This is a genomic window from Microbacterium sp. No. 7 (assembly GCF_001314225.1).
Taxonomy (GTDB): domain Bacteria; phylum Actinomycetota; class Actinomycetes; order Actinomycetales; family Microbacteriaceae; genus Microbacterium.
Genome location: NZ_CP012697.1, coordinates 1218432 through 1235459 on the forward strand (window position 1 = coordinate 1218432; position 17028 = coordinate 1235459).

Sequence of the window (17028 nt, forward strand, 5' to 3'; positions counted from 1 at the left end):
GCATGCGGCGACCCGGCCGCTGCGCCGAGCCCCTCCCGCCCCGCATCCTCCCACCCGTAGCCCTCCCTTCCAGCGATTCCAGAGACCGTGAGCGATCGACCCGACCTGTTCTCCTCCGTGCCGCGCACGGAGTTCGACATCCCCGGCCGCAGCCGCGGGCTGCTCGACGTGTTCCGCTGGCACTACCTGCTGGCGCTGCTCGTGCGCACGGGCGTCACGACGCGCTACCGCAACTCGATCCTCGGGTGGACGTGGTCGTACGTGCGCCCCGCGGCGCAGTTCCTCGTCTTCTTCATCGTGCTGGGGATCTTCCTGCAGCTCAACAAGGGCGGCATCGAGAACTACGCCGTCTACCTGTTCAGCGGCATCGTGGTCATCAACCTGTTCAGCGAGGCGTTCAAGAACGGCACGACGTCGATCGTCGGCAACGCCCCGCTGATCCGCAAGGTCTTCCTGCCGCGGCAGCTGTTCGCGATCTCGGCCGTCATCGTGGCGTTCGTGCACTTCCTGCCGCAGGTGGCGCTGCTGCTGATCGTGTGCCTCTTCATGGGCTGGATCACGCACATCTCGGTGCTGTCCGTGCTCGCGATGCTCGCGGCGATGGTCATCGTGATGATCTTCGCGCTCGGGCTGGGCCTCTTCTTCGGGGCCGTCAACGTGCGCTTCCGCGACGCCGAGAACATCGTCGAGCTGCTGCTGCTGCTCGCGACGTGGGCCTCGCCCGTGCTCTACGCGTGGACGATGGTGCGCGACGCGCTGCACGACCTCGGCCTGCCCTCGTGGCTGCTGGAGGTCTACCTGCTCAACCCGCTCACGCACGCCGTCGAGCTCTTCCACTTCGCCTTCTGGTATCCCGTGACCGACACGATGCTCGAGCTGCCGCCGAACCTCGGGTGGAACACGCTGTGGACGCTGCTCCTCTCCGTCGCGACGCTGCTGATCGGCCAGGCGGTCTTCCGCCGGCTCGAGGGAAGGTTCGCCCAGGATCTATGAGCGCCGAGCCCCTGACCCCTCGCGCGGGAAGCGCTCCCGCCCCCGTGCGCCCGAGCATCATCGTCGACGGCGTGCAGAAGACGTTCCTGCTCAACCACGCCTTCTCGTTCAAGGACACCGTCGTGTCGTGGATCCGCCGCCGCAAGACGACGAGCGTCTTCGAGGCGCTGAGCGGCGTCGACCTCGTGATCGGCGAGGGCGAGTCGGTCGCGATCCTGGGGCTCAACGGCTCGGGCAAGTCGACGCTGCTCAAGCTCGTCTCGGGCGTCATGGAGCCGGATGCCGGGCAGGTCCTCACCCGCGGACGCGTCGCCGGCCTGATCGAGGTCGGCGCGGGCTTCCACCCCGAGCTGTCGGGCCGCGAGAACGTCTTCCTGAACGCCGCGATCCTGGGCATGCAGCGCAAGGAGATCGAGGAGCGCTACGACGAGATCGTCGCGTTCAGCGAGATCGAGCAGTTCATCGACCAGGAGGTCAAGCACTACTCGTCGGGCATGTTCATGCGGCTCGCGTTCTCGGTCGCGATCCACGTCGAGCTCGACATCCTGCTCGTCGACGAGATCCTCTCGGTGGGCGACGCGCCGTTCCGCGAGAAGTGCCGGGTGAAGTTCGAGGAGCTCATCGAGCAGGGCAAGACCCTGCTCGTCGTCAGCCACGACCTGGAGATGGTGCGCCAGCTCTGCACGCGCGGCATCGTCATCAGCAAGGGACGGGTCGTCTTCGACGGCGACATCGCGGCGGCGACCGCGCTCGTGGAGGGATAGATGCAGGCCTGGATCGCACAGGCACCGGTGCTCGTCGTCGCGCTCGCGGTGCTGTTCGGTCCCGGCCTGCTCGCGGGGCTCGGCCTGCGGCTGCGCGGGCTCGCCCTGTGGGCGCTCGCCCCCGTGCTCGGCACGGCGGCCCTCGCGGCGCTCGCGATCGTGTACGGCGCGGTCGGCGTGCCCTGGTCGCCGCTCTCGATCGTGGCCGGATGCGCGGGGTTCGCGGCTGCCGCGTGGCTCGTGGGCCTCGCGCTCGGCCCCCGCGAGGCCGCGCCCCGCGAGCGGCGGGGCCTTGTGCTGCTCGCCGCCGGCCTCGCCGTCGGCATCGTGCTCGGCGCCGCGCGGTTCGGGATCTATCTCGGCGCCCCCGACGCCATCTCGCAGACCAACGACGCGATCTTCCACCTGAACGCGCTGCGCTGGGTGCTGGAGACCGGCAACGCCTCGTCCTTCCATCTCAGCGGCGTGCTCGGCGCGCGCAACATGTATCCCGGCGCGTGGCACGCGCTGGCATCCGCGACGGCCCTGCTGACGGGCGCCTCGCTGCCCGTCGCCGTCAACGCGACGTCGTTCGCCGTCGCGTACGTCGCGTGGCCCGTCGGCATCGCGTGGCTCGCCCGCGTCGCGACCGGCTCGCGCGTCGTCGCGGCGCTCGCGGCCGCGCTGTCGACGGCGCTCATCGCCTTCCCGCTGCTCATGCTCGAGTGGGGCGTGCTGTACCCCTACGGGCTCTCGATCGCGCTGCTGCCCGCCGCCGTCGCCGTCGTGATCGCGACCGAGCAGGCGATGCGCGGCGCGGGGCGGGACTCCGGCGCGGAGGGCTCTGTGCGCGGCGCGGGGCGCGCGCGGGAGGCCGCCCGCGGCGGCATCCTCGTCCTCGCCGCGGCGGGCGCGCTCGCGCTCGCGCAGCCGGCGACGCTGCTCGCGTGGGGGCTCCTCGTCCTCGCGTGGCTCACCTGGTGGACCGCGCGGGTGCGCGAGCGCCGCATCGTCGCATACGCCGCGCTCGCGGCCTCGTGCGCGGCGTTCGGCGTGCTCTGGTACGTGCTCACGCGCACGACGAGCGGCGCGCACTGGGAGCCGTACCGCGGCAGGCTCGCCGCCGTGGCCGACGTCGTGCTCAACGCGCACATGTGGCTCCCGCCCGCCGTCGGCGTGAGCGTCCTGTGCGTCGCGGGGCTCGTCGTCGCGGTGCGGCGGGCCGAGCTGCGCTGGCTCGCGACCGCCTGGCTGGTCTTCTCGGGGCTGTACGTCGCCGTAGCGTCCGTCGGCTCGCCGTTCGTGCGCACGTGGCTGCTCGGTGCCTGGTACGCCGACCCGTACCGGTTCGCGGCGCTCGCGCCGGTGACCGTCATCCCGCTCGCGGCGATCGGGCTGCACGCGATCGTCTCCTGGGCCGCCGCCGCGCTGTCGCGGAATCGGACCGTCGGGGCGCCGTCGGGCCGCCGCACGGATGCCGCCGAGGCGACGGGGGCCGGCTGGTCGATCGCGGGCGTCGCCGCCGTGGGCGTCGCGGGGCTCGTCGCCGTGCCCCTGCTCGTCATGCCGAGCGTGTTCGAGGACCGGTGGGACCCGGAGTCGCGCTACGCGAGCACGGCGCAGAGCTTCCTCTCGCCCGACGAGCGTGCGCTGCTGCAGCGGCTGCCCGAGAACGTGGCCGAGGACGCCCTGATCATCGCGAACCCGTCGACGGGCGCCGCGTTCGGCTATGCGCTCAGCGGCCGCAACGTCTACCCGCGCACGTGGCAGCCGCCCGGCGGCTCGTGGGACGCGATCGCGCACGGGCTGCGCGACGCCGCCGACGACCCCGCGGTGTGCGCGGCGCTCGCCGACTTCGGGTCGCCCGACCACGTGCTCGACTTCGGCGAGGGCGAGGCGTCTCCCGGACGCTACGTCATGCCCGGGATGACGGGCTTCGAGGACCGGCCGGGCTTCGAGCTCGTCGACCGGGAGGGGGATGCGTCGCTGTGGCGCATCACGGCCTGCACGGCATGACGCCCCGTGCATGCGGGACCTCGCCCGGTAGAATCGACCGTCGTGCCGGATAGTACGCGAAACCTCCTCGTCGTCGTGCCGGCGCTGAACGAAGAAGAGTCGGTCGGCGTCGTCGTGACCGACATCCGCCGGGCGCTCCCCGGGGTTGCGTGCGTCGTCGTCGACGACGGCTCGACCGACGCGACGGCGGCCGTCGCGACCGCCGCGGGCGCGACGGTGCTGCGGCTTCCCTACAACCTGGGCGTCGGCGGCGCGATGCGCACGGGTTTCCGGTACGCGCGCGATCACGGCCACGACGTCGTGGTGCAGGTCGACGCCGACGGCCAGCACGACCCCCGCTTCATCCCGCAGCTCGTCGCGGGCCTCGACGAGGCCGACATCGTCATCGGCGCGCGCTTCGCGGGCCTCGGCGACTACGCCGCCCGCGGTCCGCGCCGCTGGGCGATGCGCATGCTCGCGCGCGTCGTGAGCGCCGTCGCCCGGCATCCGCTGTCGGACGTCACGAGCGGCTTCAAGGCGATGGGCCCGCGCGCCGTGCGGCTGTTCGCGCAGACCTATCCGGCCGAATGGCTCGGCGACACGGTCGAGGCGCTCGTGATCGCCGCGCGGTCGGGCCTGCGCATCGCGCAGCGGCCGGTGGAGATGCGCGAGCGGCAGGCGGGGGAGCCCTCGCACGGCACGGGCCGGGCGACGGTCTACCTGCTGCGGGCCGGCATCGCCGTGCTCATCGCCCTGCTCCGCCCGCGCACGGCGGTCGCCGCGCCCGCACGGGCCGTGCCGGAGGGGGGCGTGCGATGAACACCGTCACCTACGTCTTCGGGATCGTCGCGGCGCTGCTCGCGCTCGCCGCGATCGTCGAGCTGCTGCGCCGGTCGACGCTGCGCGAGCGGCACGCCGTCTGGTGGCTCGTGGGCGGCGTGCTCGCGCTCGTCGTCGCCGTGTTCCCGCAGACGCTCACCTGGGCGGCCCGGCTGCTCGGCGTCGCGGTTCCCGCTAACCTCGTGTTCTTCCTCGCGATCGGCCTGCTGTTCCTCGTGAGCCTGCAGTACGGGGCCGAGCTGACGCGCATCGAGGACAAGATGCGTGCGCTCGCCGAGTCGACCGCCTTCCACGACGAGCGGCTGCGCCGGCTCGAGGAGGATCGAGCGGATGCCGGTGACGGCGCGGACGCCGCGGACGCCGGTGACGCGCGGGATGCCGGTGACGCCGCGGATGCCGGCGACGCGCTCGACGGATCGGACGAGCGGCCGTGACCCCCCGCGCAAGCGGGCGCGACGGCGTGCTCATCGCCTCGCGGCTGTTCCTGCCCGAGGTCAGCGCGGGCGCGTTCCGCCTGGGCGCCCTCGCCCGCGGGCTCGCCGCCGCGGGCGCCGACGTCACGGTCGTCACGACGACGCCGCCCGCGCATGCCCCGGCGACGCCCGATCCCGAGGGCGTGCGGGTGTCGCGCTGGCCCGTGCTGCGCGACCGCGGCGGCAACGTGCGCGGGTACGTCCAGTACGCGAGCTTCGACGGGCCGCTGCTGCCGCGCGTGCTCGCACGCCGCTGGAGCATCGCCGTCGCCGAGTCGCCGCCCACGACCGCGCTCGTGGTGCGCCTCGCGGCGTGGCTGCGCCGCCGTCCGTACGCCTACTTCGCCGCCGACGTCTGGACCGACGGCGTGCTGTCGATGGGCGCGCCCCGGCCCGTCGTCGCGCTCATGCGCCGCATGGAGGGCGCGGTGCTGCGCGGTGCCGCGTGCGTCCTCTCGGTCTCCGACGAGGTCACCCAGCGGCTCGTCGCCCTGGGCGCCGAGCCCGCGCGCGTCGTCACGGTCGGCAACGGCATCGACACGACCGTCTTCCATCCCGGCGTCGCCCCCGCCGCTCCCGGCGAGGAGTACTTCGTCTACACGGGCACGATGTCGGAGTGGCAGCGCCCCGAGGTCTTCGTGCGCGCCTTCGCGCTCATCGCCGACGAGCATCCGGCGCTCCGCCTGCGCTTCTTCGGCCAGGGCGCCGTGGAGCCGGCGCTGCGGGCGCTCGCCGCCGAGCTCGGGCTCGACCGGGTCGAGTTCGGCGGGGTCGTGAGCCCGGCGCAGTCGGCGGCGTGGATCCGCGGGGCCGTCGCGGCGCTCGTGAGCATCGTCCCGGGCATCGGCTACGACTTCGCCCGGCCCACCAAGACCTTCGCCGCCGCGGCGTGCGGCACGCCCGTGCTGTTCGCGGGCGCCGAGGTGGGCGGCTCGCTCGTGCGCGACGCGGGCCTCGGCGAGGCGGTGGGCTTCACCCCCGAGGAGATCGCCGACGCGATGCGGCGCCTGCTCGCGGCGCGCGCGAGCGGCGAGACCGAGGCCCGGCGTGCGGATCGGGCGGCGTGGGTGCGCGAGACGGCATCCCTCGACGCCGTCGGCGCCCGCGCCGCCGCAGCCGTGCTCAGCGCGCGGTGATGAGACGGGGCGGCAGCCCCTCGAGCCGCGCGATCGCGATCTTGACCTCGACGACGTCGTCCTTCAGATCGTCGACCTTGGCCTCCACGCGGTCGAGCCGCTTCTCGGTCTGACGGTGCAGCCACACGGACACGCCGCACGACACGCCGAGCACCGTCAGCATGGAGCTGACGGTGGCGATGATCTCCGGGGACACGTGCATACCTCCTATTCTGCCGCGCCCTGCGGCCTGGGCAACAGCATCGTCTGTTCGCGTCGCACCCGGATGCTCGTCTCCCCGATCGGTGGACAGGTCTCCGATGCGATGCATTGTGGACGACGACATGCCGCGCGGGCGCGCTCATCCCTCGCGTTCGGCGAGACCCGCGAGGCGCACGTGGTCGTCGAACTCGGGCAGCTGGCGGCGCAGGTCGTCGAAGGCGCCGCGCCCGACGATGCGCCCGTCGGCCATGTAGCAGATCTCATCGAGGTCGCGGATCGTGCTGAGCCGGTGCGCGATCGCGATGACGCTCACGTCGCCGCGCAGGGCCGCGATCGCCCGGGTCACGTCCTCCTCCGTGCGCACGTCGAGGGCGCTCGTCGCCTCGTCCATCACGAGGATGAGCGGCTCGGAGTACAGGGCGCGCGCGATGCCGATGCGCTGCCGCTGGCCGCCCGACAGGTTGCTGCCGCCCTCCTCGATGCGCGAGTGGATGCCGTGCGGCAGCGTGTCGAGCAGATCCCCGAGCGACGCGCGGCGCAGCGCGCTCTCGACCCGTTCGGCGTCGTAGTCGTCGTCCCAGGTGAGCGCGACGTTCTGCGCGAACGTGCCCGACAGGAACGTGACGTGCTGCGGCACGTAGGCCACGAGCCGGCGATAGGCGCGCTGCGCGTTCTCGATCGCGACGCCGTCGATCTCCACCGTTCCGCTCGTGGGCGGGTACAGGCCGAGCAGCACGTCGATGAGCGTGGACTTTCCCGCGCCGGTGGGTCCCACGACCCCCAGGCTGCCGCCGATCGGCAGGTCGAGGCTGATGTCGGTGAGCGCGTCGCGGTCGGCGCCGGGGTAGCGGTAGCCGACGCCCGAGAGGCGCAGCAAGCGCGGGCGCGCGGGCAGCTCGACGTCCTGGACCGGCCCCCGGTCGTTCGTCGCCGTGCGGAAGGAGGCGATGTCGTCGATGACGTTGCGCGCGTAGACGAGGTTCGCCGACGCCGAGGTGAGGCTCGTCTGGATGCTCGTGAGCGCGGGCACCATGCGGAAGCCGGTCGCGGTGAACAGCGCGACCGCGACGACGGCGTCGTGGATGCCGCCGACCATGAGCGCCACGCCGCCGACGATGAGCAGGCCGCCGACGAGGGCCGCCTCGATGACGTGCTTGGGCACGACGGCGAGGAACGAGATGTTCGCGCGTCCGCGCACGGCGTGCGAGCGCAGCTCGCGCACGTGCGCACGGGCGCGGGGGAGCGCGTCGCGCAGCGTCAGCTCCTTCAGGGCGAGCACGATCTCGGTGATGACCGACGCGGCCCGGTAGGCGTAGTCGCGATTGACGCGGCCCGCCTGCATCGTCTTGCGCGAGACGATGAGCAGCAGCACGAGCGCGACGATCACGAGATAGGCCGTGACCGCGAGGGCGCCCGCCGGCTGCGAGATGAACAGCACGACGGCGACGGCGACGAACGACAGCACGTTGCCGGGCAGGCTCGCGAGCGGCAGCAGGAAGCCCATGATCGTGTTCGCGATGCCCGAGTCGGCGATGCGCGTGACGTCGGAGGTCGACATCGCGGTGCGGCTGTCCCAGTTGAGCTCCGTGTAGGCGGTGAGCAGCTGGTCGCCGACGGCCAGCTCGTAGCGGGCGAAGCGCCGCGTGACCTGCCACTGCAGGGCGATCGCGAGGAACGCCTTGACGATGATGAGACCGCACGCGAGCAGCACGAACCATCCCGCGCTCTCGGGCGGGAAGGCGCCCAGCACGGGCAGCACGATCTCGCTGCCGGTGAGGACGGGCGTCAGCACGAGCGCCAGCAGGCCCATCGAGACCATGTCGAGGATCGCGAGCGAGCTGGAGGCGATCACGAAGATCGTGTAGAACCGCGACGCGCCGGGAGGCATGACCGCCAGCACCCGCCGCACGGTGGAGAACGTGGTGAGCAAGCGAGCGGTTCCTGTCGGACGGGATACGGATCGGGCCAGTCTACTCGTGGCCGCTTCGAGGATGCCGGTGCCGTCAGGCGAGCAGCCGCGCGAACTGGTCGCGCCAGACGTCGGACTGGCGCTCCGACGAGAGCGCGGACGCCGCCCGGTCCGCCGCCTGCTTGAACGCGTCGACGCGCGCGGGCGTGAGCCGCATGAGCTCGCTGCGCAGGTCGTCGGCGGCGAAGCCTCCCGCGACGACGCCCAGGCCGTGCTCGTCGACGACGCGCGACATCTCGGGCGACGGGCCGATGACGACGCCGAGGCGCGCCTGCACGAAGTCGAACAGCTTGTTCGGCAGGGCGACGAGGTTGTTGTAGTTGGTCGGCGCGAGCAGGTGCACCCCGACGTCGTACTCGGCGAGCCGTGCGACGAGCTCGCGGTGCGGGATGGCGGGGCACACCGTGACGGCGGGATGGCGGTCGGCGAGGCGGGCGAGCTCCTCGGCGTAGGCGGGGTGGTTCGGTGCGAGGAACACGTCGAACGTGAGCGGGGCGCCCGCCGCGGCCGCCGCGCCCGCGGCCTCGATCATCTCCTCGATGCGGCGATTGGGCAGTGCGGCGCCGGCGTGCACGAGGCGGATCGTGTCGGGGGTGGCGTGCGGCGCCCGCTCCTGGAACGCCGACGCGTTCATGACGACGGCCGGGTCGAGGCCGAACTCGCGGGCGTAGCGCTGCGCGATCTCGTGGCCGACGGTCGAGGTCGAGCGGGCCTGCCGTGCGTAGGTGCGCAGCTGCCAGCGCAGGAACGGCGCGACGAACGTGCGGAAGCGCCACAGCTCGGCGTTCTGCTCGGGCGCGAACTCGTGCAGGTCGAGATGGAAGCCGAGGGGGGCGCGCAGCCACGCGGCCACGCCCGCGGCATCCAGGTCGTTCGCGATGACCGCGTCGAACCGCCCGGGCCCGGTCTGCGCCCGCACGGCCGCGACGGCGGGGTTGTGCGCGTACGCGTGCCGGTAGCGGCGGGCGATGACCGGGATGCGGGGGTACTGCCAGGCCTGCGCCTCGTCGGGCACGCGGATGTGCGCGGCGACGCCGTCGGGCGCCTCGCCGTGCCCGATCGTCGTGACCTCGTGTCCGGCGAGCAGCGGGAGCTGCTTGAGCACGCGCGGGTCGCTGCGCAGCGTCGAGAACGAGATGACGGCGACGCGGCGTGCGCCTCGTTCGGGTTCGCGCTCTCGCGCCATCGGCGGTGGCCCCTTCTGTGTCGCCCAGATCCTCCAGCCTACCGGCGCGGCCCGCGCACGTAGGCTGGAGGGCATGCGCGTGCTCCACTTCAATGACTGCGCCTTCGTCGCCGCGACGCTCGTCGCCGAGGCCCGGGCGCAGGGGCTCGACTGGCGCCACCTCACACCCGACCTCGTGCGCCCGCGCACGCAGCCGCGCGGCGGGCTCGACCGGCTGCGCTATCTGCCGTACGTCGCCCGGCGCATCCGCGCCGTCGGCGCGAGCGACATCGTGCACGTGCACTACGGCACGTCGGCGTCGCTGCTGCGGCAGCGCGGCGTGCCGCACCGCCCCTACGTGCTGTCGCTGCACGGCACCGACATCCGCACCCAGTGGCACGACCCGCGCTTCCACGACCAGCTGCGGCGTGCGATCGACGAGGCGGCCGTCGTGCTGTACACGAACCTCGACACCGCCGAGACGACGCTGCAGGCGCGTCCCGACGCCCGCCACCTGCCGCAGGCGGTGAGCCCGCACGGCCTGCCGCAATGGCGGCCGCGCGGGCGGGAGACGGGAACGCCGCGCATCGTCTTCGCGCCGCGCTGGTCGGCCGACAAGGGCGTCGACGCACAGCTGGGGCTCGCCGCCGACCTGCACCGCGCGCTGCCGCACGTCGAGCTCGTCGGCCTCGACTGGGGCGAGGGCGCGAAGGACGCCGAGCGTGCCGGCGTGCGCCTCGTGCCGACCATGCCGCACGAGGCATATCTCGACCTGCTCGCCACGGCCGACCTCGTGATCGGCCAGGCCGACGTCATCCTCTCGGTCAGCGACTTCGAGGCCATGCTCATCGGCGCGCCCGTCGCGGCGCTCGGCGAACGGCTCCCCTCGGAGGACGGCACCCAGCCGCCCACGCTGCGCGGGTCGCGCGACGAGGTCGTCGCGCAGGTCGCGGCATCGATCGGCGACCCCGCGGCGACGGCGGAGCGGCTCGGCGCGCGCGCGTGGGTGATCGCGCACCACGATCCCGCGCAGCTCGTGCCGATGCTCGAGACGATCTACCGGCAGCACGTGTGACGATGGCGCCCGCCGAGGTCGACGTCATCGTCCCCGTGCACACCACGGCGCGACCCATCGCACGCGCCGTGGACTCCGTGCTGCGGGGCACGCGGGCGCGGGTGCGCGTGATCGTCGTGTGTCACGAGGTCGACCCCGCGCACATCCGGCGCGCGGTCGGCGGCGACCCCCGCATCGAGCTGATCCCGTACGGCGACGGCCGGCGCAGTCCTGCGGGACCGCTCTCGCGCGGACTGGACGCCGTGGACGCCGGGTTCTTCGCGAAGCTCGACTCCGACGACACGCTGCAGCCGGGCGCGCTGGACGCGTGGCTGGAGATCGCGCGGGGGCAGGATGCCGCGATCGTCATGCCGCGCATGGCGTGGCCCGGCGCGGTCCCGACTCCGCCGCTGCGGCCGCGCCGGCGAGCCATCGTCGATCCCGTCGCCGACCGCCTGGCCTACCGCACGAGCACGATGGGCCTGGTCTCGCGCGATCTCGTGGCGCGGGCGCGTCCCGTCGAGGGACTCCTGACGGGGGAGGACATCGCGCCGTCGCTGCGCCTCTGGTTCTCGGGCGCGCGCATCGCATGGGCGGGTCGGGCGCCCGCCTACCTCGTGGGCGTCGACGGCGATGAGCGGGCGACGGCGGGACGCAGCCTCGGCGAGACGCTCGCGTTCGTGCCCTCGGTCACCGGCGACGGCGAGCTGCGAGCGCTGCCCGCCCGCGACCGTGCCGCGATCGCGGCGAAGCTGATGCGGGTGCACGTCTTCGGCGCGATCGCCGCGCACGCGGGCGCCTGGACCGCCGACGACCGCGCGACGCTCGCGCGCGCCGTGGACGCCGTCTGCGCGTTCGGCGACGCCGAGGGCGCGTTCTCGATCGCCGACCGGCGGCTGCTGCGCGGTGCGCAGGACCCCGCGTCGCCCGCCGACGAGCTGGATCGCCGGGCGCGGGCGCGCCGTCGCCGCGGACACCCGTCGACGCTGCTCCCCGCGCACGCGCGCGGCTGGACGCGCCCCGACGGCGCGGGCCGCATCGACGCCGCCTTCGCCCTCACCCTCCTCCGCACCCCCACCTCCCCGCTGGTTGAGTAGCGCGCGTCAGCGCGCGTATCGAAACCCATGTATCGGTCCGTTACAAGGGTCTCGATACACTCGCGGCTCCGCCGCGAGCACTCGACCAGCGGTGTGCGAGCCAGGGTCCTGCGGTATGTGGGGGCGGCGTTCTGCGGTGTGTGGTGCACATAACACCCCCGCTGGTTGAGTAGCGCGCGCAGCGCGCGTATCGAAACCCTTCCCACGGTCCGTTACAGGGGTCTCGATACGCTCGCGGCTGCGCCGCGAGCACTCGACCAGCGGTGTGGTGGGGGCGGGGTGGCGTGCGCCTCGGGGGACTCGTCGGAGAATCCCCCTGGTCAGCGGCTGCGGGCCGCGGGCGGGCTACCAGCTGAGCAGCTGGACGAGGTGGGCGCTGACCGCGTCGGAGACCGAGCCGGGGCCGCCGAAGACGACGACGAAGCTGCTGTTGACGAGCGACGGCTCGAGCACGCCCACGGTCGAGGCGGGGAGCGCGGCGGCGCGCGTCAGCAGCAGGGGCGAGCCCATGTTGCCGGCGAAGGCGCCCGCGACGACGGCGTCGGGGAAGCTCTCGCCCGATGCGACCGTGTAGTTGCCGATCACGAGTCCGCGCGCGATGCTGCTCTGCGCGACGAGCGCGGCGGTCTCGTAGCGGTCGCTGCCGACGAACGCGGTGCTGACGGTGACGCCCGCGCCGTCGGCCGCGCTCGCGGCGTCGGCGCCGACGGCGAACGTGGTCAGCGCGGCGCCGGCCGCGGCGCGGTTCCACCAGTCGAGGAGGGGCGTGTACACCGCCGCGTCGAGTCCGCGGACGGCGGAGAAGTTGCCGCGCAGCGCGGCCTCGGTGACCGTGCCGAGCTCGCTGTTCGCGGTGAGCAGCACGATGCCGTTGGTGTCGCGCGCGGCGGCGGGGCCCGCCGCGAGACCGTCGGGGAAGTCGCGGCCGTTGGCGAGGTAGGCGGTCCAGCTCTGCACCGACGTGCCCGGCTGCGTGCCGCCGGTCGCGCGCACGCTGTGCCAGTAGAGCGACGCGAGGCTGAGCGCCGCGGCGGTGTCGAAGCGGCTGGAGCCGGCGTAGCGCACGACGTCGACCTTGCGGTCGATCAGCGTCTGCGCGGTCGCGTCGGGCACGTGTCCGCGGCCCGACACGATGATGACGGTGTCGTAGGTGGCGAGCTCCAGCGTCACGGCCGTCGTGAGCGTGCCGTCGGCGTTGGCGAGCAGGACGGGGGCGCTCAGCGTCTCGGCGAGCGGCGCGGCCGCCAGCGCGTCGGCGTAGTCGGTCGACGAGGCGAGCAGCGCGACGCGGCCGAGGGGAGTGCCCGAGGGGGCGTAGTCGCTGAGCACGGCCGCCGACCAGGCGGTCGCGACCCGGCCGGAGTCGTAGAAGCGGAACAGGTTCGCCTTCGAGCCGGTCGAGCCGATCGTGACCTGAGGGTCGCGCGCACTCTCATGGAGCTGCGTGACCTGGGCGGCAGCGGCGGGCATGACGAGTCCCGCGGTGACGACGGCAGCCAGGGCGGTGAGGGCGGTTCGTGCAACGCGACGCATGGGGTTCTCCTCGAGACGGTGCCCACCGGGCGGGGATCCACCGGGCGCAGGGCGATTGTCTACAGGGTAGCTCAGGAGACGCTCAGACACGCCAAAGGCCCCCCTCCGAAGAGGGGGGCCTTTGAGAGAGTCAGATCCGAGGCGGCATGCCGCCCGAGATCGTCAGCTCAGGGGTGTCTTACCACTGGAACGTCTCGAAGAGCTCCTGCGAGACGGCCGGGGTCACCGAACCGGTGCCACCGAAGACCACGAAGCGGTCGCCGTTGTCAGCGGTCTCGACCAGGTAGTCCTTGGTCGTGGCGGTGAGAGCAGCCTCACGCGTGAGGAGCAGCGGGCCCTCAGCGTTGGCGGCCCAGCCACCGGCGACGATCGCGTCGGGGAAGTTCACGCCCGAAGCGATGGTGTAGTACGTGACGCCGGGGCCGAAGTACTTCTTGGCGACCTTGACGGCGGTCTCGTAACGGTCGGCGCCGACGAGAGCGTCGTCGTACTCGACCGGCTCGGTCGCGAAACCGAGCACACCCTTGTCCGCAGCGATCTTCGCAGCGCCACCGACGACCGTGATCGACTGGTGGTTGAACGCACCGATGTTGCTCCAGTCGATGACGACACCGCCGGGCAGCTGGCTGGGCAGCCAAGCGAGCGTGGCGGGCGAGAACGACACAGCGTTGCCGGCGAGGAAGTTGGCGGTGAACGAAGGCACACCGTCCTCACCAGCGGTCAGCAGGACCACACCGTTGCTGGCCTTGGCAGCAGCCGGGCCCGACGCGAGGGCGTCGGGGAAGTTGCGGCCGTCGGCGAGCAGGAAGTTCACGCCCGAGGTGTAGTCCTCGGTGCTGAACAGGAGCGAGGCGATGGCGAGCGTGCCAGCGGTCTCGTAGCGGTTGACACCGGCGATGCGGACCGTGTTGAGACCCGCGTACCAGGGGCCCGACACCTGGAACAGCGCGTCGTTGAGCGCGTCCTTGGTCGACTCGGGGATGACACCCGGGCCCGAGGCGATGACGACGCCGACGAAGTTCGCGGCGAGGTAGCCCTTGACCTGCGGGTCAAGCGAGCCGTCCGCGTTCGCGAGCAGGATCGGAGCGTGCAGGATCTCGGCCAGCGGCGCAGCGGCCAGAGCGTCCGAGTAGTCGGCCGACGAGGCCAGGATGGCGACGTCGCCCCAGCCCGCGGTGTTCTGCGCAGCGAAGAGGGCGGTCAGGACGCGGTTCTTCGAAGCGAAGCGGAAGAACGTGCTCTGGTTGCCCGTGCTGCCGACGATGGTCTGGTCGAGCGCGCCGGGGATGACCGGAGCGATGTTCGGAGCAGCGGTTGCAGCAGGCGCGATCGCAAGCGACGCGGAAGCGGCAACGGCGACGGCGGCGGCGAGAGCGCCGCGGCGGGTCTTCTTACCCATTGTTTGTGTCTCCTAGGTAGATTCTCTTGGGTTACAACGTCCAAGTAGTTTCCCGCTCGCTGAACTTCGTAGCTCACAAGCACTCAGTGCGCTGCGCAAACTATGGGACTCACAAGAAGCTAACAGTAGGTATCCGGGTTCGCAAGTTGTTCCGGCGTGCGGAGAAGTCAGAAATCGTCACAGAGCCGGTGCGGTCGGACCGGGTGTTTTCCTGTCCGCGGGGCCGTGCGTCCGTCGGGGCGACGATGCCCCCGCGGACGTTCCCGGGGGTCGGGCGGCTGGCGCGATTTCACGGTTCTGGCGCGGATTTACCGGCATCCCGGCTTCTTTCGTCTCGCATCCTGCAGTGATGCGGACGAAGCGTCCGATCCGGTTCGCCGTGGCACCAAGATGCCATGGCAATCGAGCGCCTCGAGCCTGCGGGCCCCGGAACGGTGCGCGGGAGCCGGGTGTCCGCACCCGCCTTGTCAGCAAACTGTCAGCAAACGAGGGGCCGTGCGTTTGCGGCCGGAACCGGCGTGTTTTTCGCAAGATGACGCGCGGATGAACGGCGTCTGGATGCCGGGAGCGGGGCCCGCGCGGGATGCCACTAGTAAATACTGTGTGACTCCTGCCGGAATCGGGCCTCCGGCACGTGCGCCGCGCCTTCGGGACCGCAAAAGGTTGGCCGCTAGACTGAGGCCTCGAAAGCGGGGATGCGTGTTCCCCCTGGAGGAACGTGTGAACTCAGCGGCAGACACTTCTGTGCGTATCGTCGACTCGGCCGACGTCTCACCCCGGGCCCGCATCGGCCGCGGCTCGAGCATCTGGCACCTCGCGCAGGTGCGCGAGGACGCCGTGCTGGGCGAGAACTGCATCGTGGGCCGCGGCGCCTACATCGGCACCGGCGTCACCCTCGGCGACAACTGCAAGGTGCAGAACTACGCCCTCGTGTACGAGCCGGCCCGGCTCGCCGACGGCGTCTTCATCGGTCCCGCGGTGGTCCTCACGAACGACACGTATCCGCGCGCGATCAACCCCGACGGGTCGATCAAGAGCGCGCACGACTGGGAGCCCGTCGGCGTCACGATCGAGCAGGGCGCGTCGATCGGCGCGCGCGCGACGTGCGTCGCCCCCGTCACGATCGGCGCCTGGGCGACCGTCGCGGCGGGCGCCGTGGTCGTGAAGGACGTGCCGGCGCACGCCCTCGTCGCCGGCGTCCCGGCCCGCCGCCTGGGCTGGGTGGGACGCGCCGGCGTGCCCCTCGCGCCGGAGGGCGACGGCATCTGGACCTGCCCCGAGACGGGCGCCCGCTACATCGAGACAGACGACACACTCACCGAGGAGACGGCGTGACCGAGTTCATCCCGCCAGCCAAGCCGATCATCGGCGACGAGGAGCGCGAGGCGGTCGACCGCGTGCTGCGCAGCGGCATGGTGGCGCAGGGCCCCGAGGTCGCCGCGTTCGAGCGCGAGTTCTCCGGCCACTTCGTCGCGGGCCGTCCCGTCGTCGCGGTCAACTCCGGCACGGCCGGACTGCACCTGGGCCTGCTGGCGGCCGGCGTCGGCCCCGGCGACGAGGTCATCGTGCCCTCGTTCACCTTCGCCGCGACGGGCAACGCCGTCGCGCTGACGGGCGCGACGCCGGTCTTCGCCGACATCGAGCCCGAGACCTTCACGCTCGACCCCGCCGCCGTCGAGGCGGCGATCACCGATCGCACGAGGGGCGTGCTGCCCGTGCACCTCTACGGGCACCCCGCGCGCATGCGCGAGCTGACGGCGCTGGCCGCCGCCCGCGGCATCGAGGTCTACGAGGACGCGGCGCAGGCGCACGGCGCGGCGCTCGACGGCATCCCCGTCGGCACGTTCGGCCGGTTTGCGATGTTCTCGCTCTACCCGACCAAGAACATGACGAGCGGCGAGGGCGGCATGATCTCGGCGGCCGACGACGACCTCGCCCGCCGCGCGCGACTGCTGCGCAACCAGGGCATGGAGCGGCAGTACGAGAACGAGGTCGTCGGCTTCAACGCGCGGATGACCGACATCCACGCCGCGATCGGGCGCGTGCAGCTCACCAAGGTCGACGCGTGGACGGCGACGCGCAAGGGCAACGCCGCCTTCCTCGACGCGAGCCTGCGCGGCGTGCTCATCCCGCCCGTCGCCGAGGGCGCCTCGCACGTGTACCACCAGTACACCATCCGCGTTGCCGACGACCGCGACGGGTTCGTGCGGGCGCTGCGCGAGGAGCACAGCGTCGGCAGCGGCGTGTACTACCCGATCCCGAACCACCGGCTGCCGTCGCTCGCGCCGTACGCGCCGGGGCTCGAGCTGCCCGAGACCGAGCGCGCCGCGCGCGAGGTCGTCTCGCTGCCCGTGCACCCGTCGCTGTCGCAGGGCGACCTGGAGCGGATCGTGACGGCCGTGAACGCGGTCGCCGGGGCGGGGGCCTGAC

The 17028-nt window shown here is 72.6% G+C and carries 15 protein-coding genes; 10 read left to right on the forward strand and 5 right to left on the reverse strand.

Translation table 11 applies throughout. The features are described 5' to 3' along the window. The first annotated feature begins 87 nt into the window (after positions 1-87). From AOA12_RS05380 to AOA12_RS05405, 6 genes are read left to right on the forward strand one after another with little or no spacing between them, the layout of a single operon-like run. Positions 88-993, forward strand: coding sequence for an ABC transporter permease (locus tag AOA12_RS05380; RefSeq protein WP_231637186.1), 906 nt, complete (start codon positions 88-90; stop codon positions 991-993). Further along, complete coding sequence (locus AOA12_RS05385) at positions 990-1757, forward strand: ABC transporter ATP-binding protein (protein ID WP_054680990.1); 768 nt, start codon at positions 990-992, stop codon at positions 1755-1757. Before AOA12_RS05380 ends, AOA12_RS05385 begins: the two co-directional genes overlap by 4 nt. After that, positions 1758-3752, forward strand: coding sequence for a DUF6541 family protein (locus AOA12_RS05390; protein ID WP_054680991.1), 1995 nt, complete (start codon positions 1758-1760; stop codon positions 3750-3752). A 42-nt stretch (positions 3753-3794) separates the two neighbouring features. Continuing rightward, positions 3795-4550 carry a glycosyltransferase family 2 protein gene (locus AOA12_RS05395; RefSeq protein WP_054680992.1) on the forward strand — a complete coding sequence of 252 codons (756 nt, stop codon included), beginning with the start codon at positions 3795-3797 and terminating at the stop codon, positions 4548-4550. After that, positions 4547-5005, forward strand: coding sequence for a DUF2304 domain-containing protein (locus tag AOA12_RS05400; RefSeq protein ID WP_082405978.1), 459 nt, complete (start codon positions 4547-4549; stop codon positions 5003-5005). The genes AOA12_RS05395 and AOA12_RS05400 overlap by 4 nt, the downstream gene beginning before the upstream one ends. Next, positions 5002-6180, forward strand: coding sequence for a glycosyltransferase (locus AOA12_RS05405; protein ID WP_082405980.1), 1179 nt, complete (start codon positions 5002-5004; stop codon positions 6178-6180). Before AOA12_RS05400 ends, AOA12_RS05405 begins: the two co-directional genes overlap by 4 nt. Here the strand turns inward: AOA12_RS05405 and AOA12_RS05410 are convergent. From AOA12_RS05410 to AOA12_RS05420, 3 genes are all read right to left on the reverse strand, one after another. Next, positions 6167-6382: a hypothetical protein gene (locus AOA12_RS05410; RefSeq protein WP_054680993.1), complete on the reverse strand. Its 216-nt coding sequence runs from the start codon at positions 6380-6382 to the stop codon at positions 6167-6169. The two genes, AOA12_RS05405 and AOA12_RS05410, sit on opposite strands and share 14 nt — an antisense overlap. A gap of 138 nt (positions 6383-6520) precedes the next feature. Then, positions 6521-8311 (reverse strand): ABC transporter ATP-binding protein, encoded by a 1791-nt coding sequence (locus tag AOA12_RS05415; protein ID WP_054680994.1) that lies wholly within the window; start codon positions 8309-8311, stop codon positions 6521-6523. 73 nt (positions 8312-8384) lie between these two features. Then, positions 8385-9536, reverse strand: a complete 1152-nt coding sequence (locus tag AOA12_RS05420) for a hypothetical protein (RefSeq protein ID WP_054680995.1) — start codon at positions 9534-9536, stop codon at positions 8385-8387. Between the two features lie 73 nt (positions 9537-9609). Between AOA12_RS05420 and AOA12_RS05425 the strand changes: the two genes are divergently transcribed. Both AOA12_RS05425 and AOA12_RS05430 read left to right on the forward strand, forming a co-directional pair. Next, on the forward strand, positions 9610-10590 hold the full coding sequence (locus AOA12_RS05425; RefSeq protein ID WP_054680996.1) for a hypothetical protein: 981 nt from the start codon (positions 9610-9612) through the stop codon (positions 10588-10590). Positions 10591-10592: 2 nt separating this feature from the next. Next, entirely contained in the window at positions 10593-11666 is a 1074-nt protein-coding gene (locus tag AOA12_RS05430; RefSeq protein ID WP_054680997.1) for a glycosyltransferase family 2 protein, read from the forward strand. Between the two features lie 345 nt (positions 11667-12011). Here AOA12_RS05430 and AOA12_RS05435 read toward each other — a convergent pair whose 3' ends face one another. Further along, complete coding sequence (locus tag AOA12_RS05435; protein WP_054680998.1) at positions 12012-13199, reverse strand: cell wall-binding repeat-containing protein; 1188 nt, start codon at positions 13197-13199, stop codon at positions 12012-12014. 178 nt (positions 13200-13377) lie between these two features. Further along, a complete protein-coding gene (locus AOA12_RS05440; RefSeq protein ID WP_054680999.1) occupies positions 13378-14598 on the reverse strand; it encodes a cell wall-binding repeat-containing protein in 1221 nt (406 codons plus the stop codon). A gap of 744 nt (positions 14599-15342) precedes the next feature. On the opposite strand from AOA12_RS05440, the gene AOA12_RS05445 reads away from it, so the two are divergent. Next, entirely contained in the window at positions 15343-15933 is a 591-nt protein-coding gene (locus tag AOA12_RS05445; RefSeq protein ID WP_054681000.1) for an N-acetyltransferase, read from the forward strand. After that, on the forward strand, positions 15930-17027 hold the full coding sequence (locus AOA12_RS05450) for a DegT/DnrJ/EryC1/StrS family aminotransferase (RefSeq protein WP_054681001.1): 1098 nt from the start codon (positions 15930-15932) through the stop codon (positions 17025-17027). Before AOA12_RS05445 ends, AOA12_RS05450 begins: the two co-directional genes overlap by 4 nt. The last annotated feature ends 1 nt before the right edge of the window (position 17028 follow it).

Coding starts and splice junctions, on each gene's coding strand:
- AOA12_RS05425 (WP_054680996.1), top strand. CDS start 9,610: ATGCGCGTGCTCCACTTCAATGACTGCGCCTTCGTCGCCGCGACGCTC.
- AOA12_RS05400 (WP_082405978.1), top strand. CDS start 4,547: ATGAACACCGTCACCTACGTCTTCGGGATCGTCGCGGCGCTGCTCGCG.
- AOA12_RS05385 (WP_054680990.1), top strand. CDS start 990: ATGAGCGCCGAGCCCCTGACCCCTCGCGCGGGAAGCGCTCCCGCCCCC.
- AOA12_RS05440 (WP_054680999.1), bottom strand. CDS start 14,598: ATGGGTAAGAAGACCCGCCGCGGCGCTCTCGCCGCCGCCGTCGCCGTT.
- AOA12_RS05430 (WP_054680997.1), top strand. CDS start 10,593: ATGGCGCCCGCCGAGGTCGACGTCATCGTCCCCGTGCACACCACGGCG.
- AOA12_RS05420 (WP_054680995.1), bottom strand. CDS start 9,536: ATGGCGCGAGAGCGCGAACCCGAACGAGGCGCACGCCGCGTCGCCGTC.
- AOA12_RS05390 (WP_054680991.1), top strand. CDS start 1,758: ATGCAGGCCTGGATCGCACAGGCACCGGTGCTCGTCGTCGCGCTCGCG.
- AOA12_RS05410 (WP_054680993.1), bottom strand. CDS start 6,382: ATGCACGTGTCCCCGGAGATCATCGCCACCGTCAGCTCCATGCTGACG.
- AOA12_RS05435 (WP_054680998.1), bottom strand. CDS start 13,199: ATGCGTCGCGTTGCACGAACCGCCCTCACCGCCCTGGCTGCCGTCGTC.